This is a genomic window from Actinobaculum sp. 352 (assembly GCF_003957265.1).
GTDB lineage: Bacteria > Actinomycetota > Actinomycetes > Actinomycetales > Actinomycetaceae > Asp313.
This window is the reverse complement of sequence record NZ_RQSN01000003.1, coordinates 247,624-272,923: the sequence shown is the minus strand read 5'-3', so window position 1 is coordinate 272,923 and position 25,300 is coordinate 247,624. Positions and strand designations below refer to the sequence as shown.

20 protein-coding genes are annotated in these 25,300 nt (G+C 60.9%); 11 read left to right on the top strand and 9 right to left on the bottom strand.

What is annotated here, in order from left to right:
• Positions 1-557 precede the first annotated feature (557 nt).
• A complete protein-coding gene (locus tag EKN07_RS05160) occupies positions 558-1,013 on the bottom strand; it encodes a hypothetical protein (RefSeq protein ID WP_108716420.1) in 456 nt (151 codons plus the stop codon).
• 266 nt (positions 1,014-1,279) lie between these two features.
• Between EKN07_RS05160 and EKN07_RS05155 the strand changes: the two genes are divergently transcribed.
• The 4 genes from EKN07_RS05155 to EKN07_RS13180 all read left to right on the top strand — a co-directional run bounded on the left by EKN07_RS05155 (position 1,280) and on the right by EKN07_RS13180 (position 5,958).
• On the top strand, positions 1,280-1,675 hold the full coding sequence (locus tag EKN07_RS05155; protein ID WP_206435676.1) for a lactococcin 972 family bacteriocin: 396 nt from the start codon (positions 1,280-1,282) through the stop codon (positions 1,673-1,675).
• Positions 1,676-1,855: 180 nt separating this feature from the next.
• A complete protein-coding gene (locus tag EKN07_RS05150) occupies positions 1,856-3,760 on the top strand; it encodes a DUF6619 domain-containing protein (protein WP_164546605.1) in 1,905 nt (634 codons plus the stop codon).
• Positions 3,761-3,778: 18 nt separating this feature from the next.
• Positions 3,779-4,390 carry an ATP-binding cassette domain-containing protein gene (locus EKN07_RS05145; protein ID WP_108716423.1) on the top strand — a complete coding sequence of 204 codons (612 nt, stop codon included), beginning with the start codon at positions 3,779-3,781 and terminating at the stop codon, positions 4,388-4,390.
• 815 nt (positions 4,391-5,205) lie between these two features.
• Positions 5,206-5,958: an NUDIX domain-containing protein gene (locus EKN07_RS13180; RefSeq protein WP_126145801.1), complete on the top strand. Its 753-nt coding sequence runs from the start codon at positions 5,206-5,208 to the stop codon at positions 5,956-5,958.
• 406 nt (positions 5,959-6,364) lie between these two features.
• Here the strand turns inward: EKN07_RS13180 and EKN07_RS05135 are convergent, their stop codons facing one another.
• Genes EKN07_RS05135 through EKN07_RS05105 form a run of 7 tightly spaced genes read right to left on the bottom strand, consistent with a single transcriptional unit; the run spans position 6,365 to position 12,529 of the window.
• A complete protein-coding gene (locus EKN07_RS05135) occupies positions 6,365-7,126 on the bottom strand; it encodes a type I 3-dehydroquinate dehydratase (protein WP_241228139.1) in 762 nt (253 codons plus the stop codon).
• A complete protein-coding gene (locus EKN07_RS05130; RefSeq protein WP_125482527.1) occupies positions 7,126-7,878 on the bottom strand; it encodes a hypothetical protein in 753 nt (250 codons plus the stop codon). Before EKN07_RS05130 ends, EKN07_RS05135 begins: the two co-directional genes overlap by 1 nt.
• Before the next feature lie 26 nt (positions 7,879-7,904).
• Complete coding sequence (locus tag EKN07_RS05125; RefSeq protein WP_164505530.1) at positions 7,905-9,050, bottom strand: VWA domain-containing protein; 1,146 nt, start codon at positions 9,048-9,050, stop codon at positions 7,905-7,907.
• Positions 9,047-10,063: a VWA domain-containing protein gene (locus tag EKN07_RS05120; protein ID WP_164505531.1), complete on the bottom strand. Its 1,017-nt coding sequence runs from the start codon at positions 10,061-10,063 to the stop codon at positions 9,047-9,049. The genes EKN07_RS05125 and EKN07_RS05120 overlap by 4 nt, the downstream gene beginning before the upstream one ends.
• Complete coding sequence (locus EKN07_RS05115; RefSeq protein WP_108716429.1) at positions 10,063-10,506, bottom strand: hypothetical protein; 444 nt, start codon at positions 10,504-10,506, stop codon at positions 10,063-10,065. Before EKN07_RS05115 ends, EKN07_RS05120 begins: the two co-directional genes overlap by 1 nt.
• A complete protein-coding gene (locus EKN07_RS05110) occupies positions 10,493-11,446 on the bottom strand; it encodes a DUF58 domain-containing protein (RefSeq protein WP_126145799.1) in 954 nt (317 codons plus the stop codon). Before EKN07_RS05110 ends, EKN07_RS05115 begins: the two co-directional genes overlap by 14 nt.
• Before the next feature lie 9 nt (positions 11,447-11,455).
• On the bottom strand, positions 11,456-12,529 hold the full coding sequence (locus EKN07_RS05105; RefSeq protein WP_240611274.1) for a MoxR family ATPase: 1,074 nt from the start codon (positions 12,527-12,529) through the stop codon (positions 11,456-11,458).
• A 1,053-nt stretch (positions 12,530-13,582) separates the two neighbouring features.
• Here EKN07_RS05105 and EKN07_RS05100 point away from each other — a divergent pair.
• Positions 13,583-14,458, top strand: a complete 876-nt coding sequence (locus EKN07_RS05100) for a hypothetical protein (protein ID WP_108716431.1) — start codon at positions 13,583-13,585, stop codon at positions 14,456-14,458.
• 80 nt (positions 14,459-14,538) lie between these two features.
• Entirely contained in the window at positions 14,539-15,354 is an 816-nt protein-coding gene (locus EKN07_RS05095; protein ID WP_126145798.1) for a YwiC-like family protein, read from the top strand.
• A 620-nt stretch (positions 15,355-15,974) separates the two neighbouring features.
• Here EKN07_RS05095 and EKN07_RS05090 read toward each other — a convergent pair.
• Positions 15,975-17,063, bottom strand: a complete 1,089-nt coding sequence (locus EKN07_RS05090) for a histidinol-phosphate transaminase (RefSeq protein ID WP_126145797.1) — start codon at positions 17,061-17,063, stop codon at positions 15,975-15,977.
• A 298-nt stretch (positions 17,064-17,361) separates the two neighbouring features.
• On the opposite strand from EKN07_RS05090, the gene EKN07_RS05085 reads away from it, so the two are divergent.
• The 5 genes from EKN07_RS05085 (at position 17,362) to EKN07_RS05060 (ending at position 25,024) form a co-directional block, all read left to right on the top strand.
• Positions 17,362-18,165 (top strand): MerR family transcriptional regulator, encoded by an 804-nt coding sequence (locus tag EKN07_RS05085; protein ID WP_108716434.1) that lies wholly within the window; start codon positions 17,362-17,364, stop codon positions 18,163-18,165.
• A gap of 949 nt (positions 18,166-19,114) precedes the next feature.
• A complete protein-coding gene (locus EKN07_RS05080; protein WP_108716436.1) occupies positions 19,115-19,504 on the top strand; it encodes a phage holin family protein in 390 nt (129 codons plus the stop codon).
• 95 nt (positions 19,505-19,599) lie between these two features.
• Entirely contained in the window at positions 19,600-20,787 is a 1,188-nt protein-coding gene (locus EKN07_RS05075) for a fructosamine kinase family protein (RefSeq protein ID WP_241228137.1), read from the top strand.
• Between the two features lie 1,002 nt (positions 20,788-21,789).
• Positions 21,790-23,565: an adenylosuccinate lyase gene (gene purB / locus EKN07_RS05065; RefSeq protein WP_240611277.1), complete on the top strand. Its 1,776-nt coding sequence runs from the start codon at positions 21,790-21,792 to the stop codon at positions 23,563-23,565.
• 640 nt (positions 23,566-24,205) lie between these two features.
• Positions 24,206-25,024 (top strand): DedA family protein, encoded by an 819-nt coding sequence (locus tag EKN07_RS05060; RefSeq protein WP_240611278.1) that lies wholly within the window; start codon positions 24,206-24,208, stop codon positions 25,022-25,024.
• The last annotated feature ends 276 nt before the right edge of the window (positions 25,025-25,300 follow it).

The following is a 25,300-nucleotide window of genomic DNA, read 5'->3' as shown; positions in this document are numbered from 1 at the left end:
GACGAAGGATTATCCTGCACGATACCCAACGCGGACAGGGGCAGGGACGTTGCGCCAGCGAACTCTGCCGCTAACTCCCGCAACTGCTCCGTGAACGGCTGCATCGACTGTTGCGGGATCCTGTCCATGCCCGCAGAGGTCCAACTTGTCGCGGGTCAACGTTGGTCCCGCTAGCTGCGGGTTGCAGTTAGTTGCCGACCAACGTTAGTCTAGCTAGCTGCGGATCACTGCTGGTCCAGTTCGGAGCGGGTCTCGCTAGTTACGGATCGCAGTCAGTTGCCGGTGACCGCTGGTCCCGCTAGCTGCGGTCGGGACCGTAATGACAAAATCAGCGCCGGTCGGGCCAGCAGCAGTCCGAAAGACGGCCGCTGTCTTTCGCGAGGTCCGAGTTACTCTTTGACATGTCGCCCCTCATGCCCACCAAATCGACCCACATATCTCACCGTCCGATAGGGCGGGAGCGCCGATCAAGTAGTAAGCACACCAGGGCGCTGACAGCCTGGAGGTCAGCGGTGCGAGGAACTAATGGGGGCAGACGCCGATCATGTGCAATCACGCTAAGCCGCTGACATAATCGCCAGGGCCACAATGACGGCCAGGAACATCACGACAGCATTGATCCAAAGCGTCGCTTTATTCATGCGCACCAGCGTGTCTCTATTGACCGCGTTGGACCGGTTCAACTCGCTGAGCTGAAGTACCGCGATAATAATCGAAGCCAAGGGGATGAAGAATGCCAGCACCAAGCCGACCACCGTCAGCGTCTTGTCATGCTCGTACGGATAAGGATGTTGCGCGTTCGGATAGGGAGCCTGTGAATACGACCGACCCGAGGGCTCGCCGTAGCGGGGCATCGACCCCCGACCGCTACCCGAGGCCGCGTCCCAACCATCGCGCGACCCGCTGGAAAACGACCCGGTGTTATTCGGCCGGTCGGCAAACGCATCACCGCCACGCGGTTGGTCAGGAAACGCGCCAGCCGCGTTGGACTGCTCAGCATACGATTCACTCATATCCAAACACTATCACCGGTGGCTTGCCACCTTGCAACGACGTGGCTCTCTATCCATGAGAACGTGCCACAGTCACACCGTTGGATACCCTTTACATAAAGACCTCGAACGACGGCGCGCGGTGCGGACCCTCCCTTGAATGCGGCCACTACGAACACTCACTTGCGCGCAACCTACTATCGCGATAGTATTCTGTAACCGGTTAGCGTGCAAGCATGGTTCGCTGACGAGCAGCGCCACACCTACCGGGTTCAAAGGAGAATACGATGCGAATCAAACATCGAATCCTCGCAGGAGTCACAAGCTCCGTTCTTGCCTTGGGAACAATGGTGCTTCCTGCACAGGCAACAACCACTAGCGACAACCCCGTCCCTTCAACAACACAGTCAGAGATCACCGATGATCAAATCCAGCCCGCATGGCTTGCCTACGGCCCCTTGAAACAGTATCCAGTCGAAGGGGGGACGTGGGAATATGGATTCTGGAACGCCAGGGTCCGCTCTTACTACACAGTAGGCCGCTGTCACGGCTCGACCGTGCGGATGGATAATCGCACTAAAGAATCTATCCGCACCAAAGCTCATCAAAAGTCCGTCGCTGAACTCTGGGCCGTCCAGCACCCATGGGCGAAAGACCGCTATAATTATTGGATTTGCAAGTAGCCTCTACCACTGACACTTATCGGCGCGGTGGACTGGGGCGCACCATGATTCCAGTCCACCGCCCTCAGATGAGGGAGTGTTCTGTTGTTATTGCGTCTTACTATTCGTCTCGTATCTGTGTTTCTAGCAGTGTTCTGTGGTATCTCAGTCTGGCAGGCTGCTCAGTTCCAAGAACGCAGCATGCCCTTCAATGCGGATACCACACTGTATTTCCAGCCTCTTGAGGGAGGTCTCTCAAGGACCACGACTGTCAGCGATCTGGAACATCTCGCGGCTACTCATCACGGCAATCTCTACCTGGCCACACCCGATCCCGATGACTTCGAGAACACCCGTGATGTCATCTACGTCGGGGAGAAACCCACGGCAACGGGTGGACCGGTCCAAGATGGAGGGACTATTCAGTGGCTCGACGGGAAGACGGGTCGTTTACTCTCCACATCGGAACTCGGCACTCGCCCCTTTGAAGGTGAACTCGCTCTCGCAGGTAGCACCACATTCCGGCACGCTCTAGCTGATTGGGCAGCGAGTAATGGTGTGCGGTTGGAGTGGGACAGTCGACGCAATGCTCTTTTGACAGTGACCTCCTTCTTATTACAAAGCGGTATTGGCAACGGAGTAATGGCCGCCTTCATACTAGCTATTGTGGCGGTGTTGAGTTGGCAAGTCTCCCGTGCTCGTTCCCGCACGTACCGCCTGCTCTCCGGAGTGCCGAACTGGCGGATCCACGCGCGAGACCTCGGCCAGATCGCCGTCGACATCGGCAGCGGGCTCGCCGTCGGCCTTACCGGATTCGGGGTCTGGCTCACGCTGAAACTATCGGTGGGTCATCTCAGTCTTCTTGCTGGCCGTATCGCACTCGCCGCCTTGGCTTGTTTCCTTCTGACTCTGCTCGTAGCGCTGCTTCTATCGCTCATGGCACGCCCGACGGTGGAAATGGTCGCCCGGCGCGCAATTCCGCTGCGCGGATACCAGCGTACTGGGACATTCCTTACCGGTACTGTGATCTGCGCCGCCATGCTAATCCTCCCCTCCACCGCTCAAGCCTGGGTCACTACCAAAATCCTCGCCGACGAACACTCTCTATGGGCATCCATGCGAGGAGTCGTCCGCGTCTCCTTGAACGAAACGGACACTGGCTTGTCAACAGAAGAAGGCGAACAGAATCTCAAAGACATTCTGGCCTCAGCCCACCAACGCGGCATCCTCATGACCTCATACGTGATTGACCAGGGGATAGAACTAGATGACGCTGAACTTGAAGGTTTTGATCATATTGTCATCACCGACCAAGCGTGGATCAATCATGCAATCACCAATTCCCCGGAAGGTGCCATGCCCGTGTTGCAACGGGTAGATTATGGAAGTCTCGCGCCTGCCACACGCGAGTTCTTAGACGGCCAGATGCCCTTGCTTCTCAATCCTGGAAGACCTGTACACAAACTCCCGTTTTTCGAGCTCAACTCGGGCACCATGCTCGCCCTTCCACCCGACGTCGGACTGGGCTCTTCCAGCATTCAGACAACTCATCCTCTGCTCATTGTCACTGACAACGTAACAGAGGACTATGACGTTAACTTCTTGCGCGCAACCTTGTCCTCCGGCAATCTAGTGTTTACCGACGAGGCCGCGTTGCGAAGTCTATTGGCCGGTACTGTGGTTGAACCCTATGTCTCCGAGGTTGAAAGTATCGCCGATCTTGCACTCGGACAAGCACAGCGCTTCGCCCAACAAGCCTCCTACTACCTCCTTTCCTGCATCCTCTTGGTAGGTGCTATCGCCTTCGGCGTCGCCCAGCGAGCCATGCTCTGGGCCGCCCACCAGCAACGCCGTATCTTCGCTGCTCATACCTTTGGTATCCCGTACCGCAAGATCACCGCAGCGCCACGACACAAGGAAGGGCTACTCCTCGTCGTCGCCACCGCTATCGGCACAATTCTCAGCCGCTTCCTGCGCTTTCCTGAACCTTTCTACCTCATCGGCTCCGCCGCCTTCGTTCTAGCGTTAGGTTGGCTCATCATCGAGCTAGCCTTTGCTACCAATGCGAAACGCGCCTTCACCCACTCCATCAACCGTACAACATAAGCCGCAAGGAGAAACAGTATGCACATTCAAGCCGCAGACCTCGGCGTCACCATCGATGGAACGCCGATCTTCACCGGAATCGAACTGGATCTGGATGGTGGCCACATGGTGGCGCTGACCGGACCATCGGGTTCCGGCAAGACCACCTTGCTGAACTGCCTTGGGCTTATCCTGCAACCCAGTTCGGGTGAGGTCACCATCAACGGACAGGTAACGAACTCCTGGCGCGACAAGCGTCGCACTGCCTTCTGGGCACAGCACGCCGCGTTCATCTACCAGGACTATGGCATTGTGGAAGATGAGACCGTCGCCTACAACACGACCTTCAAGAGCTTCGCACGCGGCGAGGCGGACGATATTCTCCGCCATGTCGGCTTGGACGGGCGAAAAGACGCTCGCGCGGGAGTGCTCTCCGGCGGAGAAAAGCAGCGGCTCGGAGTCGCCCGCGCCATGTACAAACACGCCGACGTCATCTACGCCGACGAACCCACCGCATCACTCGACGAGGACAACCGCAACCTCGTCAGCTCTTTGCTACGGGAACGCGCCAATGCCGGCGTCTTAGTCATTATCGCCACCCACGACAATCGGCTCGTCCGGCAGTGCGACACCGAGTACAAGATCCGCTGAGCCATCAAAGAAACCACTGGTGATCACGGCGAGTCCTCAGTCCCGATATCTCGCGCTCGCCAAGCCCCCGGCAGCAAGCACCCTGCTGCGGTCACGGCTCTAGGCACGAAGGTGCAGGGCATTCTCTCCAACGACCAGGCTGTTTCCCAGTGGTGGCGCATGCTGCGAAGAAGTGTCGCCTTTTTCAAGAAGTTGAGGATTTATCGCGACACTTCTCGCAAATCCCTCCACTTCTTGAAGCGTGGGCAGGGAGCGTCCCGCCCCTCCATGTATCGCGTCGACGGCGAGCATCGCGTCGACGCGAGCGCGCCGTCAATGGCCCCGGCAGCGCCAGTCACTCCATCCCCCGCATCGGCCCCACGGACTGCTTCCGGGCAGCCTAACGCGTGCAGATGCCGAAGAGTCACCTGCATCCGCCACGCAACCTGCTCGCTTCTCACCCTTGCAAGCACCCTATACACTTTCTGCAACCCATACACCCGCCACAACCCATACACGACGAGCCGCCCCCGAGGCACCCGTAGCAACGCAAGGCACCAGCCACCAGAGGACTCACAGCCACCGCTACCACCAGCACCCGGTGGCGTCACGAGGTAACGACGGCTAGGTGGCTTATGCGGCATCGCCACAAGCACCCGGTGGCGTCGCGAGGTACCAACTGCCAGATGACTGATACAGCATCACGACAAGCACCCAACGGCATCGCGGGCTGACCGACCGCCAGGTGACCATACGCCACCACCTCAAGTCCCCAGCAATCCCGAGCAACACCAGACGGCACATACACAGCCACCAGCACCCGGTAACATTCCCCTGTGGCAAAAGCACTGATTGTCGGCGCTGCCATCGTCGACTCTCTCGAATCGCCCACGCGGCTCCTCGCCGCGCAGCGCTCCTACCCCCAGGAGCTCGCGGGGCGATGGGAGTTCCCCGGCGGGAAAGTCCAGTCTGGCGAAAACCCTGAGAACGCCCTGCTGCGGGAAATTCGCGAGGAGCTCGGCTGCGGCATTATTCTCGGGCCTCCCGTCGCTCCCGCTGCAACGCACACACCGCCATCCACTTTTGAGTCGCCGGAACCAGACGCATCACCCGTACCTCCACAGCTGGCCTCGCCACCGCAACCGTCGGCGACGATGCAGCCGACACTCACGCCACACTCCACTACACCCGCGAATTCCTCCACCGCATCACCTCCCACCGGCGAACACTCTCGCACAACTGAGACCGCTCCGACCACCCTTCACGAACCCACACGCACAACCAACACCACTCCTCACCACCCCATGCCGACATCCTGCGCCCCGTTTCCTGCTTCTCGAAGAGGATTCGGACGACACGAATCCCTGCCAGCATCCCGTACCGCGCCTTCCCCGCCCGGCGCTTGGCCGCTACCTGGAGGCCGTGTCATGCTCCTATGGCTCGCTACAATCACTCCAGGAGAATTCCCTCATCGCGGCAAGGACCATCTACAACTGCGGTGGGTCACCGCCGACGACGTCGCTACGCTCAGCTGGCTGACCGGTGACCGGCAGATCATTCCGACTATGCAGCAGCTCTTGACTCGCTAATGCTTCAGCACCCGCTCCGCGATCACGTCGCAAACTGAACCTCAGAAGGCAAACTTCCTCGAACCACCATCCCAACGCGTTCGAGTTGCGGGAGTACGGCCCTGGCCAGCAAACTTCCTCGAACCACCATCCCGCCCCACCTTCCTTCCACGCCGCAGAAGACGGGAAGCAGACCGGCAGCGGCGGGCTCGCCGTCGCCGTCGACACATGGAGAGGCGGACCGCTCCCTGTCCAAGCGTCAAGAAGTGGAGGGATTTGCGAGAAATGTCGCGACAAATGCTCCACTTCTTGAAAAGGGCGACACTTCTTCGCAACGTGTTGACCGAACCAGGCCGACCCGTGTCAGTCCACACCCTCACCGAAACTGCATCTTCCGCCACGTCAAGGCAGATCCCGGGGCCGTGAATCACTCCGCGCATTCTGCGAAGGCGCGCAGTAGCTCTTCCACCGAGATCTGGCCGGGAAGCAGTCCCTGCCCCCAGTCGATTGACGCCCATGCCGCCGCAGAACCGTAACGGTACCCCTCACGCTTAGAACGCAGCCCCTCCGGCCCCATCGCAACCGCTATGATCGGGCGATCATAGCGCCCCCTGACGGCGCGCGTCGCCTCCAACAGATGTTGCACATCCTCATCCCCACGCGCGGTTACCGCAAGATGCGCGATCACGCCGGGAACCTCCAGCAACTCTTCCAACTCCATCTCCAGCATGTCGCAATCGGGAGTGCCCGCCAACTCTGCCTGCGAAAGCACGACCATGAATCCGAGTTCTTGGGCGCGCCGCGCCAAACTGGTGGCCGAGGGATTCGAGAACTCGACATCCAGCATTACCCGTGTCGGCTCAACCTTGGCATGCACGAGCATATCCAGCAGTTCCGCCAACATAACTCCGTAATGCCCAGGCGAAATGTCGGCCTCACCGCCCTGGCCGGCAGTCCGCAGCGTCAACATGAGCGGGAGCCTCGTGGTGGCCAGCACCTCCGGAATGGCCTCCACCGCATCGGCGAGAGAACGCGACGCGTGGCTTCCCACCAGATAATCAAGACGCCATTCCACAACATCCGCTCCTGCCATCTCGGCCGAGCGCGCATGTTCAGCGAACATTGCTCCCGTCGTGTCATACACCGGAACGATGATCGCCGCACCAGGATGACGCAACTCAGGAACCATCACCAGTTCACTCCTCCAGATCCGCCGCTACCATCGTCATCGCCCTGCTGACGCTGGTACTGCTGCTCACCCTCCTGATTACGCCTCTGCAATTCCTCTTCCTCCTCGCTCATCGTCGGCTCAGGAGAAGGTTCGTCATCTCCATCATCCGGCTCCTCCGTGGGCTCGGGATCGTTTTTCGAGGGGTCGTCTGTTGGGTCCTGGTCTTGCTGTTGTTGCTGCTCCTGTTGCTTGTCATCCTGCCGTTGCTCGACGTCGCTGTTCCCTTCACCGTTGTAGCAGGGATGCAGTGCCTGCACCGCCTGCTCGTACAGCTGGGCGGAGCTCTCAGCATCGCCGGAATCAGCCGCCGCATCCCCCTGCATTTCATAACCAACGGAGAGATTCCGCCGCACTTGGCACTCGGGAACGTGGTCCGGGTCCACCACCATTCCCGACGCATCCGTCTCCGCCTTTGGTACCAAGTCCAAGGCCTTCTCCAGGTAGGGAACACCCGTGTCCGGCGCGCCGTCGGCCAAATATACTGTTCCGCGTGAGTAGGGCAGACGCCATTCGCCCAGAAGTGTCGGCGTCAGCCCATCAGCCTTCCGGTACGACGACGTCGCGCCGTCGTAGTTCTCATTCCCGTATGCCGAACCTCCTCTGGCTGCGAACAGCCACATCAGGCTCGTCCATAGCAGCGCCAGCACCAGCACGGACAAGATGATAATATCCGCGACGCGCCAGCCGCGGCCCGAGTACTTTCTACGCATTCCGTTCATGGCCGGACCTCCCGCGCTCATCGCCGGACCTCGCGCATCATCTTCGCCGTGGACTGCCGGCCACTAATCCGCCCGCCACTGGCGCCAAGTGCCGCACCGCCCGCAGCGGTTGCCGCACCTCCTGGACCACCGGACCCACCAAGCGTGCCACCCGCCCGGCGCCGTTCAATACCTGTCAGCGCGCGCATGTTACGCACCTGCGGAACCAGCGCAGCGATCTCCCACATCGCCAACACGGCGAGGAGCAGGCCGAAAGGCCATATACGCGGACTGTAAATGGAACTCTCCTGCCGCGCCTGCGCCTCTGCCACCAAACCGGTGGTGTCTTCCGTCAATGATTCCACTCCCCCAGGAGCGGTGCGATGTTCATAGTTCACGCCCAACTGGGAGCTGATCGTCTGCAATGCTTCTTCATCGATCCGAGAAAGAGCAGTCTCGTTGCTATCGGGGTCCTCGATATAATTCCCCTCGGTCCCGTCATACTCCATCTCTTTCATCTGACCGCCTTCGGGGGTTCCATAGCCAAGTACGGCTCCACCGTCGATTTTATCCGCGAGGCCGCCGTAATCGAGTTGCGCGTTCACACTATCGTCTCTGGTCTCCCCGTCAGAGAACAGGTAGACCAGGCGCACATGGTCCGGATTCTTTTCTTGGGAGCGAGTTAGGACCTCATCAAGCCTCTCAACCGGACGATTCATATTGGAACCATGCGAGCTTGCAGTCACCTCCCGGTCATACACATCCACCCAGGACCGCACCGCATTGGTATCGGTTGTTACCGGCAGTTGCGTCGTCGCCGACGAGTCGAAGGCAATAATCGAATAGCGCGCATTGGGATAAGCCTCAAGCAGTTCCAAAAGGTCCGACTTCACGCCGTTCATACGCTGCTCCGAGCCGTTGTAGTCCTCTGCCGCCATCGAACCGGTACGGTCCACCACAAAATACACCTCAACCGGAACAACACCGGTTGTCGGTAGCACCGCGACTCCCGGAGCCGCACCGCACAGTGCAACTGCCACAACCATGAGTGCGCGGCGCACCCATGCCACAATGGCGGATCGCCCCTGTACGCGCGACCTCCTCCAACCGAGGAAGCACACCGCCAGTCCCCCTATGAGCACCGGAATCACAATGAAAGCGGGCCATAACCATGTGAATCTCATAGACGCAGCCTCCAACCCAGCCCGATTATTCCGCCCACTCCAAGGAGTGCGAATACCGGCCATATGCCCGGATGATCAGACACAATGGTCTCCGCGTCGATTTCCAAATCGGCGGCGTCCTGAGCTTGCACGTCCTTCACAATCTGGTCGCCTGCATCGGCATCGTCGGCGTAGAAGAAGTTCCCGCCAACTGATGTCACTGCTTCCTCCATCTCCTCTGCATACGATTCCGTAAGCCAAGAGCCAGGGTCCGGATCGATAAACAAACCGTTGATGCGGATGTTACGGTCTTGCAGGATCTCTACCGCATCCTCCAGTTCGAAAATTGCAGACCCTTCGACGATGTTATCAGTTGCCAGGATCACGGTACGGGAGCGATCCTGCGTCGAATAATCAAAGGCACGTGAGCAGGAAACGAGACCGTCGCCAACCAGAGACGACCCTAACCAGTTATCTACAAGAGTGCCTTCGGCAAATGCTTTGTACTCGTCCACATCTTTTTCTGAGACGTAACCCGTACTCAGATCAATATCGACGTCGAGCGCGGTTGCCGCGATCTCCAGCTGGTCCTGAATCATGTCGTAGTCATCCGTAAGCGGGAAAACTGTGCGCGCCGACGAATTGAAAATCACCAAGGCCACGCGTTCCCCCTCGAAGGAATCCACGATCTCGGAAAACGCCTCCACAACCTGCGAGTCGAACTGGATCACGGAGCCCGAGATATCCAGGCATAAGACGATGTCGCGCGAGGCCATATTTCGCTGCAGCACTTCCGCTGAACTAGGGCGGGCGGCGACGACGGAGGAGGAAAGAGTGACCAGTGCAGCGCATGCGAGGGCAGCCACAATTCCCGCCCGATAGCGCCGTAAACGCGTACGGAACAACTCACTGGAGCGCGCGGAGAGTGTGTGAGCCACTTTGACGGAGCGCTGCTGTTTATCCGCGTGCCGCTGCCACGCCACGACGCCGACGAGCGCAGCTACTCCGAGCACTACCGGAATCAGCCAAGGCATTACCATCGTGTAATCACCTCGATTGCCTGGCGGGCTGACGCGTCAATTGTGGCGTCAGATTCGGGCGCGAAACTCGGTTCCTCCCAGGAGCCGATGAGCCGAGAGACGGGGACGAGCTGCGGATAACGCGCCATATCACCTACGGACCACGAAGCCATATCCCGCCTGGTCCGCTCCGAGGTGATATCGCGCATGAGACGAGCCAGAGCCAAATGTTGCGCACGCACGTCCTCACCGCGTGACGACTCCACCAAGTGTCGAACACTGGCCACCCAACGCTCTCTATCCAATCGTGGTACGGGGGCGAAAGCGGGCCGATTCGCCTCGTTCTTCCGCCAGCGGATGAAGAAGATCCACGACAGGAGCACCGCCACAAGTACAAGAAACAGTATGACCACCGGACCCGATGGTCCCACGGCAGGGAAAAGGTCATCCGCGGGCATACTGGCGCCTCCGTAGCAGGGCAATAAGGGATGGCATCACGTCCGCGCTGGAGCTGACGGGATCCTGCAGTACCTTGTGCCAGCGCAGAAGTGCCTCGGCCTGCTCCTCTCGCTGAGCGTCTTCACGGCCGATGGCAGCAGCGAGCGCTTCGTCTTCACGCAGGTAGGCCGGCAGTGTAATGCCATCCATATCGATGTCAGACAACGCGTCGATATGTGCGCCTTGTGCACCCAACGTGGTCTGCGTCATCGGCATATCAACCACTCGGAGAACGACCAACTCATGCCGTGCCCGTATCCGCTGGATAGTGTTCTCATCCTCCGGGCCGGGCCAGTGGCAGTCGGTGACAAGAATCATCAAGGAACGGACATGGGAGACGACGAAGGCCCGTTCCAACAGCGCGGAAGGCGTTGACTCGCCATGCGATTCCGCGATGCGACGTGCCGCCGCGCGCAGCAACCGTTCCATATGCGCGGTGCCGTGTTTTGCGGTGTGCGTTTCGATGCCGCTGGAATCGCCGACGACGAGCCCGAGGCTGTCACCGCGTTGCGCGGCGAGAAAAGCCAGAAGATCAGCGCCTTCCATGGCAATGTCGCATTTGCGTTCACCGGACGGCGCCACGGCGCGCATCGCCCGGCTCGAGTCGATCACCAGTTGCGTGCGAATGTCGGTTTCCCGTTCAAAACGGCGGATGATCGGGCGATCATTGCGGGCAGAGATACGCCAATCGATCCGGCGGACATCGTCGCCGGGTTCGTATTCGGTCAGATCCGCAAAGTCGTGGCCATGCCCCGCCATAATCGAGGCATGTGCGCCGTCGAGAATACCCGCAGTCCTTCTGACAACGGGCAACCGCAGCCGAGAACGCAGCAACGCGGTGCGGTGTAGTTCGCTGCGCACCGGCGGCGCGGGGAGGTAAATGGAATCTGTGTCAGGCATGGGATGACCTCACGGCGTAGGGACGACGTTGAACACGGAGTCGATAATCGATTCGGCGGTGACTCCGCTGGCAAGTGCGTCATACGTGCGCACGATGCGATGGCGAAGAACCGGGTAACGCAGCTCCTTGACGTCGTCGGGAATGATGTAATTGCGACCAGCCTGCAGTGCACGCGCCTGAGCCGTCTGCATCAGTGCAAGGCCGCCACGCGGCGAGGCACCAACTGTCACCCGTTGGCCGATATCGGCGATGGGACGTGGGCCGCCGCCGCGCGTGGTGTTGATAATAGCGACGATGTAGGCGGCAACCGAAGAGTCCACGTACACCTTGCGCGTCATGGACTGCAGGAAAAGGATGTCATCGGTTGAGATCGGTTCCACGCCCTCCGGCCGACCGAAGGAATCCTCCGCCGTGCGGGTGAGAATATCGACCTCCTCGTTAGGCTCGGGGTAGCCCAGGATCTCCTTCATAAGGAAGCGATCCATCTGCGCCTCCGGCAAGACGTAGGTGCCCTCTTCTTCAAGCGGGTTCTGCGTTGCCATCACCATGAAAGGTTCGGGAAGGCGGTAGATACGACCACCGATGGAGGTCTGGCGCTCCTGCATGGCTTCCAGCATGGCCGACTGCGTCTTCGCCGACGAACGATTGATCTCGTCAAGCAGCACCATGTTGGCATGGACCGGCCCGAGCTGAGTCGTAAAACGCCCGGACTCGTAGGAATAGATCTGGGTGCCGACGATGTCATTCGGCATCAGGTCAGGAGTGCACTGGATACGCGAGAAGGTGCCAGAGAAAGCCTCTGCTAGCGTCGTCGCCGCCGTCGTCTTTGCGAGCCCAGGAACAGATTCCAATAGCACATGACCACGCGCCATTAGCGATGTTACAAGCGCGTTGTATAGCGCCTCCTGACCCACAACCCGGCCGCGGAAAATCTCGCGCACGCGATCAAGCAGTGATCCCACGCGTGCCATCTGCTCATCGGTGATCATTCCGTCAGCGAGTTTCTCGGTCACCTTGTCTCCCTTCGTGAAGCCAGACGGCTCCGAACCGATCGCCTCGGCATCGGCTTCGAGCGAGTTCACTGCCGGGCGCATCATGTGAGACCACGAACGGTGAATTCAGCAAGGCTTGCCGAGGACGCTTACCAGTACCTCAGCCTAAAGGCAGCCCGCGAATCCTTCCAGGCAGGAGTATGGGTATTGATACCCATACTTTCAGCTTGACAAATCACATATCAGCATACTCACGCAGTTCAGAGGGGTATTTTGGCTTGCGCTTGAGAGTGTTTAACGGGAGATTCAATTCGTTAGTGTCCAAATAGTGACACATCGCCGCTCGTAATTCAGGCAGGAATGGGGATGATCCACCTTCCGGCACGGCGGAGTGCTGCTCCGCCCTTGGACGCAGCGGGGCGGAGCGGCCCGTTTTCAGCCCCAGCGGGGTGGTCGCTCCACGTTCAGCCCCAGCGGGGTGGTCGCTCCACGTTCAGCCCCAGCGGGGTGAAAGCAGCGGTTCTTGTTCACAACGAGGTGGTCGGTCCGGCACGGGAGAACGCGCTATCCCGCTCCGCCGGGAGTGCATGCTACGGGGAGTCACACCGCGATTGGTGGACCTATTCGCGAATCCGCGCCAAACCTGGAACAATCAGAACCACTGACAGCAGCTAAGAGACCTGAGAGCTTCGATGCCACCTCCCCACCACGCGACGCGCATGACTCCGATGTGTCCAACACGCACGCCTCCCATGTGCCCGAAGGGCATGACTCAAATACGTCCGGCACAGACGACTTGGCACCAGTTCGCGCCGATTCCGCGCCGACTCCCACCGGTGGCTAGCGTCGCCGACGTCGGGCTGATCGCAGCGCCGTTCGAAGGTCGAGCCACGCGAAAATACAGAGGAGCAGAACACTGTCACCTCGCTCACGCCGTATATAACACTTTTGTTGCTATTCGCCAGTGAAGCCCGAAAACGCTAGCCGGGCGGCCCCCTCTTCCGCTAGCGTGAAATGCACCGTCGCCGGATTCCGGGTCCGGGCGGTCAATAGCCGGAACGCGCGGCGCGCAGTCACCGTGCGGAACACTCGGAGATCCGGCGAGGAATATACGTACATATAGTGAAGGCGACAGCTAGAGGCATGACAACTGGAGACTGGATAGGGCAGAATTTCGAACCTGAACGCGAGGCCGCACCAAGCGAGTCGGTTTCGCGCAGGCCGTTCTATTTCCTTGTGTTCGCTGCGGTCGTTCTCCTCGTCGTCGTGATGTCCGTGTTCTACATCAAGGTGATACGTGCCGGTCAACAGGCCGCCAATCCTGGTGGACACACAGGCGCCGAAGTGGCAGAGTCCACTGCCGAACCCTCCACCTCGCCCCTCTCGGATGATGACTCTGAATTGTTTGGCACCCGCGCAGAACTGACTAGCCTCGTGGAGAATCCGACGTGTTCTGACCCCAGCGACGACGCCGAAGTTTTCATTTCTTTTGCCGAGGCTTCAGAGAATGCCGGGGAAAGCGCCTCCACCACTATCAGTGATGCACTCAGCAAAGTCGGTGCGTCCTGCGACACCGAGTACGCGATTGACCTGCGCTACCTGCTAATTAACACTGACAACCCGAGCGAACTGGTTGAAGAGGCAGAGAAGACCTCCTGGATCACCCCCGCTTCACCGGCTCCCGACGACGCCATTGAGGCAAGCGAGTTCACGACACCAGCGAACAACATCCGCTGCATTATCGCCGATGACAACGTCTCCTGCTCAATCTACGTGTACGACTATCCTTCTCCCGACGGGTGCGAGGGAAAGACAGCCACTTATCATGTCGAAAGCATTGGCGACGTCACCGCAGATTGCAACTCCGAGCTCAACACGTCGGTGACCCTTGACTACGACACAACAATCAAACACAACGGCTTCGCCTGCTCGATTTCCAAGTCGGAGGGAGTGACTTGTTGGAGTGAAGTATCGGGCCATGGATTCCAGTTGCGTCGAGCAGCAGACCGTACTTTCTGAGGCGCCGCGTGCTTCGGTTTCTTCGGTAGCCACGAGGCGCTTGAGTGCTCCTAACAGTTTCATAATTAGAACTTCACTCGATGCTCCTTCGTCGTCTCTCCCGCAATTCCGGCTGGATTCCGCAGTACCACGGCGCCTGGCCCATGATCAACGTGCCGCCTCTCCTCGGCATTATCGCGGGAGGTTGGCGTGCGATCCACGTTCTTTTACTTGCGCTGTGGTGGTCTGGGTACTTCCTGTTCTACGCCGCGAGCGTATGGCTACGCTCGCGAATGCGGCCACGCTATTGGCCGCCGGTGCGCGCCTATGGGATCGCTGTTGCCTTACTCAGCCTTGCCACCGCTGCTGCAGCCCCCTACCTGCTACGGTGGGTGCCGCTGTTTCTACCGCTGGTGGCTGCCGCCGCGTGGGCCGCGTGGCGGCGCAGTGAACGCTCCCTCGCCAACGGCGTCGACACCGTTCTCGCGGCCAGTCTGATGCTTCCAGTCTGTTACGACGCCGCCTTGACTGGGCACGGTTGGCATCACCTGGCGGGACACAGCTGGCACGGCACAGCCCCGCATATCTGGGCAATGACGGCGTTTGTCTGGGCGTATTTCACGGGCACGATTCTGTATGTGAAGACGAATGTGCGGGAGCGGGGATCACGCCGCTACCTCGTGGCGTCCATTGCCTGGCATGCGGTGTGGTGTGGTGCGGCGGCTCTGGCAGCGGCCATCGCCAATAGCAGCCTTCACATCACATGGTGGCATGCCGGGGTGTGGTTACTTTTGACGATAAGGGCCACCGCCGTACCACTCGCCGGTCTGCGCGGACATCCGATATCAGTCAAGGTGATCGGGCTGGGCGAAGTGCTCTCGGTTCTCCTGGTCGCCGTCAGTTTGCTGGCCAGTTAGGTGGCTGAGTGGGGGCACTGGCGAGTGGAGCGGGCGTGGCTGCTGGCCGAGTGACATAGCTGGCCTGATGAGCCCGGTTGGCTCGTCAAATGGGGCGTGTCTAGTTAAGTGGCACCGCGGACGGAGTGAGGTGAAGCTGGCGAGAGGAGCGGGCGTGGCTAACTCGCCAGCGGCACACGAGTGCCGGATGAGGACTGTCGAGTGCGGGTGCTGGCAACATCCCACGCGTTGGCGCCACGGAGTCAGGCACAGTCGCCGACCACCGAGCCGACCACCGAGCCGACGGTGTCCAAATCCCGTCCAAACGAAGAGCGCCCGGGTTTGACAGACGCCGAAATCCGCATGATTCCGCCGTTCTTTAAAATGAATCAATCCAGATTGGCGCCGTTTGGACGGGATTTTGACACCGCCGCGGCGTCACACGAACCAGCCACCGTTGCCGACGGCTCAGCCACGTGACGACCATGGGAGTGTCGCTTCTCAGCCTCACGACCGCTGAGAACTACTCGTCCGGCCGCCGCACCAAAAGGGATGCACACGGGCTCGCGCACACGCCTCACCCACATTCGGCGCGAAAGCGTTTGGAAAGTGCGCCAGCCACATTCGCCCGCGCAAACGCCTCATCCGCGCTCGGCGCGAAAGCGTTCCAACGCGCGCAACAGGCGCACAGACCCGGATGGTTCGGCGATCGAGACGCGCACGCCTTCGTCGCCGAAACGCCGCACAACGATTTTCTCCTCGTTGCACAGCTGCTCGAAACGTAGACTGTGGTCGCTGAACTCAAACCAGAGGAAGTTGGACTGCGAGCGCGGGATATCCCACCCCTGCGCCGCAACAGCAGCAAGTAGCCGCTCCCTCTCCGCCTTGATGGTCGCAACACGCGCGATAACGTCCGGCCGGGAATTGAGAGCGGCGCGTGCAGCGATCTGCACCAGAGAGTTCACGCCGAAGGGCGTGAGAACAGCGCGCAGCCCCGTGGCCATATCCACACTGCACAGCGCATAGCCGCACCGCAGTCCCGCCAGCCCGTACGCTTTGGAGAAGGTGCGCAGCACAATGAGGTTGCGGTGTTGCGGGAGTAGCGCGCGGGAGTCGATGGCGTCGTCCATCTCAACGAAATCTATATACGCCTCATCGAGCAGCACCGGGATGCTGTCCGGCACCTCGTCGAGGAACGCCGCAAGTTCGGCATGGGTGATACTGACTCCGGTCGGATTATTCGGCGAGCAGAGCAAAATGGCGCGGGTACGCGGGGTGACGGCCCTGGCGATGGCCCGCAGGTCATGGCCGCCGTCGCGGGTGAGCGGCACCTGTACGCACACTCCGCCGACTGCCTGCACAGCAATCGGGTACGCCTCAAATGACCGCCAGGCCATAATCACTTCGCCACTCGGGGTCACCACGGCCTGGAGCACCTTTTCAATCAGGGTAGTAGAGCCGTTTCCGACGACGACGCCGTCGTCGGGCCATTCGTGGAAGCGGCCAATATCGGCGACGAGGTCGGCGGCGAACATGTCGGGATAGCGGTTCAGGCCACCGAGCGCGCCCAAGACGGCGGCTTGTACCTGTGGCAGTGCAGGAAATGGTGTCTCATTGGAGGCCAACTTGACGATGTCCGTATCCTGCCCCTTTTTCCCCGGGACGTATGCGGGCAGGCTCAAAACCTCGGGCCGAAACCAGCTCTGACTCACATTATCCGCGTTATCCATATCACTAGTGTGCCGTGGTGTGCCGTCCGCCGCCGAACCGGCCGGATGCTGGGCGAGCGACCGCTAGCGAGCAGCGCTGGATGAAGCCGCTGGCGGGTGGGCAGGTAGCCGGCGGCGACTGAGCGGGTAGTCGGCGGCGGCGACTGAGCGGGTAGCTGTTGACGGGTGAGTAGGTAGCCGCTCACGGCTCGACTAGTAACCGCTGGCGCTCAGCAAGTGATCACACTGGCCGCCGCGCTTCAAAACTCCGCCCCATTGGGCTTGACCCTCACGCGGCGGGAGGCATGACAGTGGAGTCATGAGAGATGATGCAGGTATGGACGAACTTACGGTGGGCCAGGTTGCGGCATTGGTCGGAATCAGCGTGCGGACACTGCACCACTGGGATGAACTGGGCGTCGTTCGCCCAAGCTTCCGTTCGTGGTCCGGGTACCGGCTGTATTCCGCAGACGACGTCGCCCGCGTCTACCGCGTATGCCTGTACCGGGAGACGGGAATGCCCCTGGCCCGGATCGCCGAGATTCTCGACGATCCAGGCACGGACACAACCGATCATCTGGCACAGCAACGCGAGCTACTCCTCCAGCGCATCTCTCATCTGCACGAGATGGTTCGTGCAGTGGAACGACTCATGAAAGCGGAGGACAACAACATGAATCTGACACCCGACCAGCAGCGCGATATTCTCGGCCAGAATTGGGACCCTGCCTGGCAGAGCGAGGCGGAGGAGCGTTGGGGGCAGACCCCGGAATGGGCTGCAGCCGAGGCATACAAGGCGACGATGTCGGCAGACGACTGGCGCCAAGTACGCGACGAGACGGATGCCTTCGAGCGCGATGCTGCTGCGGCCATGGCAGCAGGTGTGACGCCGGGTTCCGCCGCAGCGTCGGAGTTGGCCGAGCGGCACCGCACCCTCATTGGGAAGTGGTTCGAAGCCAGCCACGCCAAACAGGTGTTGATTGCTCGTGGATATGTGGAAGACCCGCGTTTCCGGGAGCATTACGAGGCGGTCGCCCCTGGGCTTGCCGCCTGGCTGAAAGACATCATTGACGCGAACGCTGCGGCCAACGGTGTTGATCCGGCCAACGCGCAGTGGGAGTGAAGATTGCGTTTGGCATAGCGCAAGGGGCGGTAGCAGCGCGAGATGCGGTAGTGGCGCAAGAGGCGGCGGTAGCGCAAGACGCACCAATGGCGCGAGGCGCGGCGGTAGCGCGAGGCGCGGCGGTAGCGCGAGATGCGGTCGCAGCGCGAGATGCGGTCGCAGCGCGAGATGCGGCGGTAGCGCGAGGCGCGGCGGTAGCGCGAGATGCGGCGAACTTGCATCTGTGCAACGCACGGTCGCGTGTGCTCCTTGAGGTGGCAGACTCTCGGCTCGGCCTACTGGGCCGAGCCGAGAGTCCTCCTGGCACACCACCTGACCAAATCCCGTCCAAACGAAGCTAATCTAGACCGATTCATTTTAAGGAGTGGCGGAATCATCCGGATTCTGGCACTTGCATGGATGGAGTCTCTTTCGTTTGGACGGGATTTGGTCACCGCACACCCACAAGCCAGCCCAAAACACAATCCTCCGCTCCTAAACCATGCGCACGTCCACCAACCAGGTGCGCACCCATCGGCGACCCGCGCACCCATCGGCGACCCGCGCACCCATCGGCGACCTGCGCAACCATTAGCATCCTCCACACCCGCCAACCATGCACACCCACTAACCAGTTCGCCGCGCATTTACCCTGATGGAGGTCACAACCACCCACGCAAACCGAGCATCCCTTCCCCAATAACACCTTGCCGCTCGCCGTCGCGACCCTCACGTGGTGCGAACTGGGCAGAGCTCTCCTACCCCGCCATGGACCATGCCATCGCAACACTCTCATGGGGTAAACACACAACACCGGCACGTGTCAATCCCGGGCCATACACGTGTCAATCCCGGGCCATGCACCTGTCACCGCCGGTCTAGCGGCCGCAACCACCCGGACAGGGCGATCACCTCCACCCACGCTGCCAGTTGCGTTTACCGCCGACCAGGAAATCGTTAGGCTAGCAGCATGATGAAGCTATTTGTCCGCGCACTTGTCAACGCACTCGGCCTGTGGGTATGCGTACAACTACTATCGGGAGTCAGTCTCTCTGGCTCCGGGAGCACGCTCAAGATTGTCATTTACTACGTCATTGCCGGCGCCATCCTCGGCGTCGTTAATCTCCTTGTGCGGCCCCTACTCGTCATCCTTTCGTTGCCTTTGTACATCATGACGTTGGGACTGTTCTTCGTCGTCGTGAATGCCGCAATGCTGGGCCTGACGTCGTGGCTGACCGGTGCACTCTCCATCGGTATCGTTGTCAACGGCTTCCAGGCGGCTTTGCTCGGCGGCATCATCATCGGCCTGGTCAACGTGGTGGTGGACGCCTTCTTACCGGTCCAATACCGCAGGAACTGATAACAGGACAACGCGGTGAGCGACGACCACCAGATCCCCCCTGTACGCCTGTCCCACATCCCCGAACGCATCTAAGGCATCGTTCTCGTTTGGAGGTGATCCCTCTGTCCACTGCTTCCACTTTCGGCACCGGCACCTTCACTAAGCGTGGCACCGCCGTCGCAATTGCGGCCGAAGCGGCTGGGCTGCGGGAACTAGCTGCAGCCGCGCGGGCAGGTGGCGCGCCTGTTGTGCGTCTCATGGGGAGCAGCACCACTTCGCTGCAGACGGCTCGTCTCTCCGCGGCACCGCCTTCGCCACGCGCCGCCGAGACCTTCGGGCGGCTTCTCGCGGTTACCCATGCTTTCTGCCCCGATGGGCAGCGGGTTTTCGGGCAGGCCCCGACAGGGGTGCACGACGACGGCGTCATGGGCGAGGCGCCGCTCCCCCTTGTGTTCACGGCGGGCCCGGAGCATGATTCGGCTGCTGCGGCTACGCAGTCTAAGAGCGAAGCAACTGAGCCGACTAAACGGACAGTTCCTCACGCCTCGCCTGAGCCGGACCGTGCGGGGACCTCTCCGCATAACTCGCCTGAGCCGGACCGTGCGGGGACCTCTCCGCATAACTCGCCTGAGCCGGACCGTGCGGGGACCTCTCCGCATAACTCGCCTGAGCCGGACCGTGCGGGGACCTCTCCGGCCGGGTGGGAACGATTGCCGTTTCCGGCTCACCCGAAACGGGCGATAGCGTCACCTGCGCTGCCCCGACGCACCTGGGGTGAGTTCTACGCCGACGATCGACTGTTGCCGTATTTGCCCGCCGCCAGGGCGAACGGCTCAATCACGGCACAGGGCGCGGCGGTGATCGAAAAGTTAGCCGCTCGACTGCACTCCGGAATGTTTGATGCTCCCCAACCTGCGCTGGTGCATACAGATGCCGCGCTTCTGCATGGTGATCTATGGTCAGGCAACGTGTTCTGGGCCAGCGCCGACTCGGCCAGTCGCGGCGCGGTGACACCTTCCATACGGGACACTCACCCAACGGCAGGCACGGACCCGGTTGCGGTATTGATAGACCCTGCGAGCCACGGCGGGCATGCCGAGTCAGACCTAGCGCAACTGACCGTGTTCGGCGCCCCGTTCGTCGAGCGAGTCTACGCTGCTTATCACGAGACGTCTCCGCTGGCCGACGGCTGGCGTGAGCGCATTGGACTGCACCGGCTACATATCCTCATCGTCCACGCGGCACTGTTCGGCGGCACCTACGGAGTGCAGACGGTGGAGGAAGCACGGGGCTACCTCTGAGCGGGTTAAGAATGCGGCAGTTCTCGACTTCGGTCACGAGATTCAAGGCCGTTACACGCCCGTTTCGCCGAGCCGCGTCGAGAGCACATCGAGAAGTCCAACGCGTGTAGCGCACACCGGTCGCCGCTCGACTAAGCCGCGTTAAGACCACATCGAGGAATCCAACCGAAGACTCGCCACGACCGAGTGAAACTCGGCTGTTGAGCAAAGACTTGCTGCGGGCATCCATTGCCAACACGAACGGGATCGACACCCTAGCCAGGGCTTCGCTGGGGCTTGGCTAGGGACCTTTTGGCAATGCCATGCCAGGCGCTGCGACGCCGACAGTGCGCCTATTCTCTTACTCTTCTCGCTTTCGATCCCACGGTGAGACCGCGAAAACAGGTGGTAGATAGGATCGCCGGTTCGCCAGAGGATCCACCAGTTCATGAACATCAGAAGGAAGATGATGGGCATGAGCACCCATCGGTTCTGGATGAAGAAGACGACGGCCCCCGGCGAAGAAGCCCGTGTGCCCTGCTGAAGAGCCCCATGCGACCCAGTGAGAACCCTGCCCAGGGCAAGAACCCGCGCACCCGGCCAGGAACCCGCGCGCCCTGGTGAAGAAAGAGAGGGATTTTCAAGAAGTGTCGCGCATTTCCCGACACTTCTTGAAAACACCTACACTTCTCAAGGCGAGGGCCAAACAACATCGGCATCAGGGACCTGCAACATCAAGGCCAGGGGCAAGCAGCGGCAATTCGCACCCATTTGCGCGTCACCCCGACCCACACCACACCCGGCACACCCATCCGCGCGCCACCCCGACCCACACCACACCCGGCACACCCATCCGCGCCGCCCCGGCACACCCGCCGCCCACCACCCGACTCATAAAACACCCGGCACGGCAAAGAACCCCTCGCACTGCGGTGAAGAAACCAGCCCGACTCCAGGCGCACCCGCGCGCCCACCACACGGCCACGGCGCCCACAGCCCGCGTCGTCGTGCCAAAATGGCTGCATGAGCTTCCAACGCCTTGCCGACGTCGTCCCGCCGATCGCCCTCGGCCCGCTCGATGGTCGTTATCGCTCAGTCACTGCACCTTTGGTTGACTACCTCTCCGAGGCTGCTCTTAACCGCATGCGCATCTATGTCGAAATCGAGTGGCTTATCTACCTCGTCCGGCATAGAGTGCTGCCTGGCATTCCTCTGCTGGGCGACGACGACATCGCCTACCTCCGTTCAATCCCTGAGACCTTTGGGGCGGCCGAGATCGAAGAGCTCGCCGCCATCGAGTCCGAAACAAAACATGATGTCAAGGCCGTCGAGTACTTCCTCAAACGTCGGCTAGCTATGCCTACACCAGGTACGGCGACATCGGGCACGCCGGGCACACCTACACCAGGTACAGCGATACCAGGCACGCCAGCTACGCCGACGCCGGGTATGCCAGGCACGCTGGAAATGCCAAGCACGTCAGGTACGCCAGATGCTGACCACCGCGATACAGCCGCCCACGCGATAACCACTAACCCACCCGCCCAAACAATAGCCACTAACCCAGCGGCCCCCGTCGGCACCCCTGCACCACATGACCGCGGCAACTCCCCATCAAGCTCCGCCATACCTCCCACGAACACGCCCACATCGCGCAACCGCAACCTTGAACACGATGCAGGCAGCACCACCATTAATCCCCCTACTCCCACACCCCCAACTGGCGCGAGTTCCCTTGCCGCCATGCACGAAATCGTCCATATTTTCTGCACCAGCGAAGACATCAACAACCTGGCGTATGCGCTTACCGTCAAAGGTGCTATCGAAAACGTGTGGTTACCAGCCGCACAGGAACTGACCGAGCAGCTTGCCGATCTGGCCCGCGCCACCGCCAAGCTTCCCATGCTTTCGCACACCCATGGTCAAACCGCTACGCCGACCACGCTCGGCAAGGAGATGGCGGTGTTTGCTCATCGCCTGCGTCGGCAGCTCAAACGCATCCGCTCCGCCGAGTACTTGGGTAAGCTCAACGGCGCCACAGGCACCTTCGGCGCGCATCACGTTGCCGTGCCGAGCGTCGACTGGCCCGCCGTCTCGCGCGACTTCGTCGAAGGCCTCGACCTGACCTGGAATCCCCTCACCACACAGATCGAGTCGCACGATTGGCAGGCGGACCTCTACGCCGACGTCGCACACTTCAATCGCATTGCGCATAACCTCGCCACCGATTTTTGGACATACATATCACTCGACTACTTCCATCAGAATCTCGCCGCGCAGGGAACCACCGGATCCTCCACCATGCCACACAAGGTCAACCCGATCCGGTTCGAGAATGCGGAGGCCAATCTGGAAATCTCGAGTGCTTTACTAGATACGCTCGCCGCAACGCTGGTGACCTCACGTATGCAGCGCGATCTCACCGATTCCACCACGCAACGAAACATCGGCACCGCACTCGGCCATTCTCTGTTAGCGGTGGACAATCTACGCCGCGGTATCGCCGGGGTGGATCCGAATCCACAGCGGCTCGCGGCCGACCTCGACGCCGCATGGGAGGTGCTCGGCGAACCGATTCAACAGGCCATGCGCGCCGCATCCATCGCTGGCGCCACGGGGATGGGGAATCCGTATGAACGGCTCAAGGAGTTGACCCGCGGCCGGACCGTCGGAGCGCAGGAGATGCGCGATTTCATCCGCAGTTTAGGCATTCCCGACGACGTCGAACGGCGCCTACTGGAACTGACACCGGCCAGTTACACCGGCCTGGCGGCCCGATTAGTTGGTTATCTCGACTGAACGCCCCGACCTGGACTAGGTGGCCCGACCTGGAAGGTGACCCGATGACGACTGCGTGGCCCAACGTCGACTGAGTGACCCGACAACGGTTTGGGGTCTGCACGGATGGCGCGGGCGAGTTTTACCTGGGCTGGGCCACGGGCGGTAGAACGTTGTCGGGTAGTGCCTGGCGGGTTGAGTTTCACTTGGGCTGGCATAGGGGTTATTCCCAATATGCAGTGAAGCGCGCCCAACGGGCCCATCCGGCTGAGCGCAAATTGGGCCTGTCCTGTTGCGCAGTAAACATCGCACCTATCCGGCTCAGCGCGAATCAGGCCCATCCGGCTCAACGCCCGTTCATCCCGGCATCCGTTTACTCCCGCTCGACAGCCCGTCTGGACGCAAGGCACCCATGCGAGATGAGCTGCATTCAAGTCCACTCTTGCCACCTGCACCTAACACAAGGCCACCCTTCCCCAGTCGGCATTCCAGGCTTCCTCCAGAATAGCGGAGGATAATGACTAGGCATCCGCGCCGTAACTGAGGGCAAGCCCGCTAACCCGGACTCGGACCGCACGGCCCGGCTCGACGCAGCCGTCGCGAGAATCGCGCGGCACCGAACGAACGAGGAGAGAAGATTAACGCGTTACTCACGAACCCCATGACAGGCGCGACAATCGGCACCGTCCTTTCTGAGGCGACCGCCAGCACCACCCTTTCCCACGCCACCACCAGCGCCATGCTATCTGACACCACGGCCAGCGCAGGCGCCGAGTTGACTGGGATCGCCGGCTGGGCAGTCGACGTGATGACCGCTCTCGGCGGCATAGGGGCTGCAGCCCTTATCGCCCTGGAAAACCTCTTCCCGCCTCTGCCCTCCGAAGTGATCCTGCCCCTAGCTGGCTTTGCCGCTGGCACAGGCGCGGAGCTCTCTCTGATCTCGGCCATTCTTTGGTGCACGGCGGGCTCCGTAGTCGGAGCATGGATACTGTACGGTCTGGGAGCCTGGCTCGGGCGTGAACGAGCACTGCGTCTGCTCACGCGTCTGCCGTTGGTCAACGCGCATGACATCACGCGCACGGAGTCATGGTTCCTCCACCACGGGAGTTGGACCGTTTTCCTTGGTCGTATGATCCCGGTGTTCCGCTCGTTAATCTCATTGCCCGCGGGTGTCACTCGCATGCATCCACTCCGTTTCACCCTGCTCACGGCAGCCGGCTCGGCAATCTGGAATAGCGTGTTGATCACCGCCGGGTATACACTCGGCGCCAATTGGAGCATAGTTGGGGATTACGTCGGCGTCTTCAGCCGCGTTGTCGCAATTGCGGTTGGAGTGGTAGCGCTCTACTGGGTGTTCCGACGCTGGCGGGTGTTGCGGCGCTGGCGTTCAGTGCCACAGCACTCTGACGCTCCGCCGCAGGGCCAGAACAGTTCGCGCCCCGCCGCCGACGCCGACCGCGCGGCGTCACCCACACACTAGAACGTTTTGGCAAGGGAAAGCCCCTTGCACAGGAAGGCCTATTGACCGCCCACGGCCACTTTCTTCACCTCGTCCGCGAAATCGACTCGGCACCACTCCGGCGGCGTCGACTCGGCACAGCAAGAGCCTTTTGGCCAGCCGATGTCCTCCGCATATCACATCGCTGCAGAAGACGTGCCTACATCATCCACCGGCGTGCGTCGTGCGCTAAGACACCCTGCACCTAACCGCTGCGCCCAGCGCCACCGTCGCCCGCTAAGGCCCCTGCACCTCACG

Excerpts from the sequence above, each read along its gene's own strand:
- EKN07_RS05160 (WP_108716420.1), bottom strand. The coding sequence starts at position 1,013 with ATGAGTGAATCGTATGCTGAGCAGTCCAACGCGGCTGGCGCGTTTCCT.
- EKN07_RS05155 (WP_206435676.1), top strand. The coding sequence starts at position 1,280 with ATGCGAATCAAACATCGAATCCTCGCAGGAGTCACAAGCTCCGTTCTT.
- EKN07_RS05150 (WP_164546605.1), top strand. The coding sequence starts at position 1,856 with ATGCCCTTCAATGCGGATACCACACTGTATTTCCAGCCTCTTGAGGGA.
- EKN07_RS05145 (WP_108716423.1), top strand. The coding sequence starts at position 3,779 with ATGCACATTCAAGCCGCAGACCTCGGCGTCACCATCGATGGAACGCCG.
- EKN07_RS05135 (WP_241228139.1), bottom strand. The coding sequence starts at position 7,126 with ATGGTTCCTGAGTTGCGTCATCCTGGTGCGGCGATCATCGTTCCGGTG.
- EKN07_RS05130 (WP_125482527.1), bottom strand. The coding sequence starts at position 7,878 with ATGCGTAGAAAGTACTCGGGCCGCGGCTGGCGCGTCGCGGATATTATC.
- EKN07_RS05125 (WP_164505530.1), bottom strand. The coding sequence starts at position 9,050 with ATGAGATTCACATGGTTATGGCCCGCTTTCATTGTGATTCCGGTGCTC.
- EKN07_RS05120 (WP_164505531.1), bottom strand. The coding sequence starts at position 10,063 with ATGCCTTGGCTGATTCCGGTAGTGCTCGGAGTAGCTGCGCTCGTCGGC.
- EKN07_RS05115 (WP_108716429.1), bottom strand. The coding sequence starts at position 10,506 with ATGCCCGCGGATGACCTTTTCCCTGCCGTGGGACCATCGGGTCCGGTG.
- EKN07_RS05110 (WP_126145799.1), bottom strand. The coding sequence starts at position 11,446 with ATGCCTGACACAGATTCCATTTACCTCCCCGCGCCGCCGGTGCGCAGC.
- EKN07_RS05100 (WP_108716431.1), top strand. The coding sequence starts at position 13,583 with ATGACAACTGGAGACTGGATAGGGCAGAATTTCGAACCTGAACGCGAG.
- EKN07_RS05095 (WP_126145798.1), top strand. The coding sequence starts at position 14,539 with ATGCTCCTTCGTCGTCTCTCCCGCAATTCCGGCTGGATTCCGCAGTAC.
- EKN07_RS05090 (WP_126145797.1), bottom strand. The coding sequence starts at position 17,063 with ATGGATAACGCGGATAATGTGAGTCAGAGCTGGTTTCGGCCCGAGGTT.
- EKN07_RS05085 (WP_108716434.1), top strand. The coding sequence starts at position 17,362 with ATGAGAGATGATGCAGGTATGGACGAACTTACGGTGGGCCAGGTTGCG.
- EKN07_RS05080 (WP_108716436.1), top strand. The coding sequence starts at position 19,115 with ATGATGAAGCTATTTGTCCGCGCACTTGTCAACGCACTCGGCCTGTGG.
- purB (WP_240611277.1), top strand. The coding sequence starts at position 21,790 with ATGAGCTTCCAACGCCTTGCCGACGTCGTCCCGCCGATCGCCCTCGGC.
- EKN07_RS05060 (WP_240611278.1), top strand. The coding sequence starts at position 24,206 with ATGACAGGCGCGACAATCGGCACCGTCCTTTCTGAGGCGACCGCCAGC.